Raw genomic sequence first — 6,006 nt, forward strand, 5'->3', positions numbered from 1 at the left:
TGCATCAGGTGTTAATGCGGTGAAGAACAACAGGGTCTACGTGGTCAACTGGGAGATCATGGCCGGCCTGGACGATGTTGTGGGCCTCACGTACCTTGCGAAGATCCTGCATCCTGAGGTGAACCTGGATCCGGAGAGCGTTTACATGGAGTACCTGGAGTTCCTGGGTGTGAAATATCCTGAGGACAGGATGTTCGTGTATCCTGAAGTGTGAGGAAAAAGTAACGGAGACACAAACCAGATGGACTGCATGGAAGCCAGCCCGAAGATCACCCTGAAGGAGGAGTACACCAGATTCGTGGGGAGGAAGCTGCTCTTTCTGGCAGCGATCTCTCTCTGTATAGTCATAGTCGCGGGAATCTCCGCTACACTGGGCTCCGCAAATCTCTCTGTTCTCGAGGTTTACAGCGCGATACTCGCCCGGGTGTTCCCGAGGTATTTCGAGTCGAGCTGGTTCGCGGATACGATCGTGTGGGGCTTGAGGCTCCACAGGATTCTTATGGGGGTGGTGGCAGGCGCCGGCCTCGGGATCGCGGGCGCGGTGATGCAGGGCATACTTAAGAATCCGCTGGCGAGCCCCTTCACGCTCGGAATCTCATCAGCAGCCTCATTCGGCGCTGCGCTTGCCATAATCCTGGGAGCTGGGTTTGCGGGCGGCGAGTACCTCATAATAGGAAATGCGTTTGTATTCACGCTTCTCGCAGCCTTTGCGGTTTACGGCCTGGCCAGGTACAAGGGGATAACGCCTGAGACGATGATACTCGCGGGCATCGCAATCATGTACTTCTTCTCGGCGATGACATCATTTCTGCAGTACGTCGGGAGAGCAGAGCAGGTCCAGGAGGTGGTCTTCTGGATGATGGGCTCGCTCGGAAGATCGTCCTGGGAGAAGGTCTATGCATCATCGCTTGTGATCCTCATCTGCCTTCCATATTTAATCCTGAAGTCGTGGGACATAAACGCAATAGGCGCGGGCGATGAGACCGCGAAGAGTCTGGGAGTGAATGTCGAGCGGATACGTGTTCTCTCCATGGTGCTGGCATCGCTCATCACAGCGGGCGTGATATGCTTCACAGGCACCATCGGCTTCATAGGCCTCGTGGCGCCGCACATGACCAGAATGGTCATAGGCAACGATCACAGGTTTCTCATCCCGGGATCCGCGCTAATGGGCGCTCTGATACTCCTGGCCGCGGACACACTCGCGAGGACCGTGCTCGCTCCGGTAATACTGCCTGTTGGCATAATGACATCCTTCCTGGGGGTGCCGTTCTTCGTTTACCTGTTCATGAAAAGGAGGAAGGAGTTTTGGTGAAGATCACCATACAGAACGTATCGTTCAGCTACGGTTCCAGTTCGATTCTCAACGACCTGAACCTGGTGGTGGGGGATTCTGAGATCCTCGGCCTCGTCGGACCGAACGGCTCCGGGAAGACCACCCTGATAAAATGCATCGACAGGATACTGAAGCCGAGGGGGAGCATACTGCTCGACGGCAGGGATCTCTCCCTTATGAGCAGGGGGGAGATCGCGAGGGAGATCGGCTACGTTCCACAGTCAGGAAGCGGCGCGATGGCCACCACTGTCTTCGAGACGGTGCTCATGGGGAGGAGGCCGCACATAAGCTGGCGGGTCTCTGAGAGGGATCTGGAGATCGTCACAGAGGTCATAGAGCTTCTCCATCTCGAGGATCTCGCGATGCGCGAGTTCGGCCAGCTCAGTGGCGGTCAGAAACAGAAGGTGCTGATAGCCCGCGCACTGGCCCAGGAGCCGTCTGTTCTTCTCTTGGATGAACCGACATCGAACCTGGACATGAAGCACCAGCTGGAGGTCATGGAGATAATCAGGGAGATGGTTCGTAGAAAGAATATCTCCGCGGTCATGGCGGTTCATGATTTGAACCTCGCAGCGAGATTTGTCGACAAGCTCGCTGTTCTCAAAAACGGCAGGATCTGGGCGGCCGGAGATGCATCATCCCTCCTGACACCCGAGATGCTGCGGGAGGTATACAGTGTTGAAGCGGTGGTCATGAAGCTCGAGCGGCCCTTTGTCATACCCATAAGATCCCTGAACGGTGGGATGGCATGCGAGTGAGAGCGCTGACATGGGCGAGCGACAAAGCGCTGCTCGTGCAGGCCGGATCCGAGCTCGGCATCGATCTCAGGGTCTGGTCTGTCCAGGAGCTGTCTGATCCGGAGGTTCTGGAGGAGTGCAGGAGATCTGTGAGTGAGGGGGATGTCATTCTCGTCCATCCCACGCACGATGGGAGGTTTGATGAGCTGCTGGAGACAGACAAACCTGTTATAGCATTCGGCTTCGATCCCGCGCTCTGGTCTTTCTCCCGGAATGTGCCCCAGAAAATCGTTGCCACAGTTAATGCGTATGCGGTCTACGGCGGTCTGGAGAATATAAAGAACATGCTTCTCTACATGGGCAGAGAGGTTCTTGGTCTCGATCTCGCCTACGGAGAACCTCAGGAGACGCACTGGCAGGGGATATACCATCCTGACTCTGAGAAGGTGTTCACCACTGTTGAGGAGTACCTGGAGTGGAGGCCGTTCAGGCATGAGCACACCGTGGGAGTTCTCTTCTTCAGGACGTACTGGGCGAATAGGGATTTGGAGATCGTGGATCATCTCATCAGATTCCTGGAGAGGGAGTTCAATGTGATCGCAGCCTTCGGTCTTGGCAGTGTGGGATCTAGGGTGAATGCGAAGCCGATAGATCAGGTGGTCAGGGAGTTCCTCTCAGGGCGTGTGGATCTGATCATAAATCTCCAGTCGGTCTTCCATGCCGGAAGCGTCGAGGTCTCCATAAGATCTCTGGAGGATATCGATGTACCTGTCCTTCACCCTCTAACACTGTACCACAAGGCAGAGGAGGAGTGGAGAGAGGACATAAAGGGCATGGATCCGAGCGAGATCGGCTGGTCCATAGCCCTTCCAGAGTTCGAGGGGCTGATAGAGAACATACCCATAGGAGTGGCTGCCAGAAGGGAGATGTGGGGGGACGAGGTCGAGGTTCACCGTCCCATAGAGGAGCGCGTTGAGAAGCTCGTCAGGAGAATTCGCGCGTGGATACGTCTCAGATCGAAGCCCAGGTCTGAGAGGAGGATAGCCTTTATACTGCACAACAGCCCCTGCGCCTCCGTCGAGGCAACTGTGGGAGCGGCAGCGCACCTCGACTCTCTGGAGAGCGTGGCGCGGATAATCTCCAGGCTCGCGGATCTCGGATACACGCTGGACTCATTCCCTAAAAGCGGAAAGGAGCTGATCGATGACATACTGAATCACAAAGCGATCTCTGAGTTCAGGTGGACGACGGTCCAGGAGATAGTGAGCAGGGGCGGAGCGCTGGCGCTTGTTGATCCAGATGAATACAGCAGATGGCTCAGCGAGCTGCCGGAGGAGAGCAGGTCAAGGATCTGCAGTGCCTGGGGGATGCCGCCGGGCGAGCCCAGGGAGGGGGCACCTGCGCCGATGGTTCACCAGGGAAAGATCGTCGTCACAGGAAGACGATACGGGAACGTCGTGGTCTGCGTCCAGCCGAAGAGGGGATGCGCTGGAGCGAGATGCGACGGCCAAGCGTGCAGGATACTCCACGATCCTGAGATCCCGCCGCCGCACCAGTACCTGGCGACGTACTGGTATCTCCAGAGGGGTTTCGGTGCAGATGTCATAATCCATGTGGGAACACATGGGAACCTCGAGTTCCTCCCCGGAAAGTCAGTCGCCCTGTCGGGGAACTGCTTCCCTGACATCGCTATAGGCGACGCGCCGCATCTTTACATTTACAACTCCGATAATCCCCCGGAGGGTACGGTTGCCAAGCGCAGGAGCTGCGCTGTGATCGTTGATCACATGCAGACCGTGATGACCACCGCAGGCCTCTACGGCGAGCTCAAGGAGCTGGATGACAGGATAGCTGAGTACAGACGGGCTGAGGATCACGGAAGAAGGCATGCTCTGAAGCACATCATCCTGGAGCTTCTGGAAAGATCGAATCTCGCAGGGGAGCTTGGGGTGGATATCGATGATCATAATAACTTCGACGAGATCCTCGAAAGAGCGCATGCAAAGCTCTCTGAGATATACAGCTCGTACATTCCGGATGGCATGCACATCTTCGGTGAGGTCCCAGAGGGAGAAAAGAGGGTGGAGATGATCAGCGCCATCTTGAAGCCACTGGTTCGGAGCTCATCGGATCTCAAAGATGCTGTCAGGGCGGTTCTGAGCGGTGTGGATTCGAACCCGGAGATGAGGGAGCTCATCGAGGATATCTCCCAGAGAATGGACGAATCCGATGAGATGGGGAGCCTGATGCACGCTATCGATGGCGGGTTCGTGAGGCCAGGGCCGTCGGGTCTCATCACCAGAGGAAAGCCAGAAGTTCTCCCGACAGGCAGGAACATGTACTCACTGGATCCGGGGAACGTACCGACTCAGGCAGCGGCTCTGATAGGAAAGCAGCTCGCTGAGAAGCTTCTAGAGCGGTACAGGAAGGAGCACGGGAGATGGCCCGAGAACGTTGCGATGTACTGGATGGCAAGCGACATAATGTGGGCTGACGGGGAGCAGCTCGCACAGATGTTCTTCCTCCTGGGTGTTGAGCCCGTATGGAAGGGAGGAAGGGTAAGCGGCTACAGGATCATACCTCTGGAGGATCTCGGACGGCCCCGAATAGATCTCACGGTCCGCGTCTCCAGCATCACAAGAGACTGCTTCATGGGGTGCATAGAGCTTCTCGATTCCGCGATACAGGATGTGGCGTCTCTGGATGAGCAGCCTGAGATGAATTACGTGAGGAAGCACATGATGGAGAGCGGGGAGGAGAGGGCCCTGCGCATCTTCGCCAGCCCGCCCGGGACCTACGGGAGCGGCGTGAACCTCGCAGTCTACGCATCCGCATGGAAGGACGAGAGGGATCTCACGGATGTGTTCATGCAGTGGAACAGCTACGCCTACGGGAAGAACATCTTCGGAGATCCAGCGCCCGGAGCTCTGAAGAAGATGCTCGGCTCAGTTGATGTGGCGTTCAACAAGACCGTCACTGATGAGTATGATCTCCTCGGCTGCTGCTGCTACTTCGGCACCTACGGAGGGTTGACGAACGCAGCGGAGAGCATCTCGGGGCACAAGATCTCCACGTACTACGGGGATACAAGGGACAGCGAGAGCATCGAGATAAGAACGCTTGCTGATGAGATACGGAGGGTTGTGAGAACAAAGCTGCTGAACCCGAGATGGATCGAGGGGATGAGGCGTCATGGTTACAAGGGCGCTGGCGACATCTCGAAGAGGGTCGGCAGGGTCTACGGCTGGGAGGCCACGACGAGGGAGGTCGACGACTGGATCTTCGACGAGATAGCGAGGACCTTCGTGCTCGATGAGGAGATGCGCAGGTTCTTCGAGGAGAACAATCCGTGGGCGCTCGAGGAGATCGGGAGGAGGCTGCTCGAGGCCCATCAGAGAGGGCTGTGGGATGCAGACCCGGAGGTGCTGGACTCGCTGAGATCTGCTTACCTCGAGATAGAGGGGTGGATCGAGGATAAGGTCGGAGACGGCGGGTTCCAGGGAGGCTCGATAGATGTGATGACGATGAAGGAGATCGCAGAGTGGCGCGAGAAGGCCTCCAGGATACTGCGGGAGGCGGGGATGGAGTGAGGACCAGCATCTTTGACAGCCGGTAGATCCCAGTTCGGGACATCCAAAGGTTTCAATCCTTGTTTTCCTGGAACTCGCTCTTCGACAAAAGCTCGGCTTCAGGTACTCCGCCGAGCCGGTGAAGTTTCAATCCTTGTTTTCCTGGAACTCGCTCTTCGACACCTTGGAATATCATAGAAAATCTTTTGGATGGAGAGTTTCAATCCTTGTTTTCCTGGAACTCGCTCTTCGACTATGGAATGTTAAGGAACACTATACCAGAGAGAAAGGTTTCAATCCTTGTTTTCCTGGAACTCGCTCTTCGACAAGCCTAGGGCTGATGAACCTATGCGCAAACCTAGGT

Annotated in this window: 4 protein-coding genes and 1 pseudogene; 4 read left to right on the forward strand and 1 reads right to left on the reverse strand. The window is 56.4% G+C overall.

Features of this window, described 5'->3' with window-relative positions; translation table 11 throughout:
- From QFX31_RS08670 to QFX31_RS08685, 4 genes and pseudogenes are all read left to right on the forward strand, one after another.
- Positions 1-214, forward strand: a pseudogene (locus QFX31_RS08670) (ABC transporter substrate-binding protein); the annotation flags it as partial.
- A gap of 27 nt (positions 215-241) precedes the next feature.
- A complete protein-coding gene (locus QFX31_RS08675) occupies positions 242-1,315 on the forward strand; it encodes an iron ABC transporter permease (protein ID WP_348531707.1) in 1,074 nt (357 codons plus the stop codon).
- A complete protein-coding gene (locus QFX31_RS08680) occupies positions 1,309-2,094 on the forward strand; it encodes an ABC transporter ATP-binding protein (RefSeq protein WP_348531708.1) in 786 nt (261 codons plus the stop codon). Before QFX31_RS08675 ends, QFX31_RS08680 begins: the two co-directional genes overlap by 7 nt.
- Entirely contained in the window at positions 2,085-5,663 is a 3,579-nt protein-coding gene (locus QFX31_RS08685; RefSeq protein ID WP_348531709.1) for a cobaltochelatase subunit CobN, read from the forward strand. The genes QFX31_RS08680 and QFX31_RS08685 overlap by 10 nt, the downstream gene beginning before the upstream one ends.
- Before the next feature lie 52 nt (positions 5,664-5,715).
- On the opposite strand, the gene QFX31_RS08690 is transcribed toward QFX31_RS08685, so the two are convergent.
- Complete coding sequence (locus QFX31_RS08690; RefSeq protein WP_348531710.1) at positions 5,716-5,838, reverse strand: hypothetical protein; 123 nt, start codon at positions 5,836-5,838, stop codon at positions 5,716-5,718.
- Between the last annotated feature and the right edge of the window lie 168 nt (positions 5,839-6,006).

Origin of the sequence: Methanothrix sp. (assembly GCF_030055635.1) — an archaeon.
In the GTDB taxonomy this organism is placed as follows: Archaea; Halobacteriota; Methanosarcinia; order Methanotrichales; family Methanotrichaceae; genus Methanothrix_B.

Bases quoted from the DNA above. Each gene is read 5' to 3' on its own strand.
- QFX31_RS08675 (WP_348531707.1), top strand. From the start codon at position 242: ATGGACTGCATGGAAGCCAGCCCGAAGATCACCCTGAAGGAGGAGTAC.
- QFX31_RS08685 (WP_348531709.1), top strand. From the start codon at position 2,085: ATGCGAGTGAGAGCGCTGACATGGGCGAGCGACAAAGCGCTGCTCGTG.
- QFX31_RS08690 (WP_348531710.1), bottom strand. From the start codon at position 5,838: ATGATATTCCAAGGTGTCGAAGAGCGAGTTCCAGGAAAACAAGGATTG.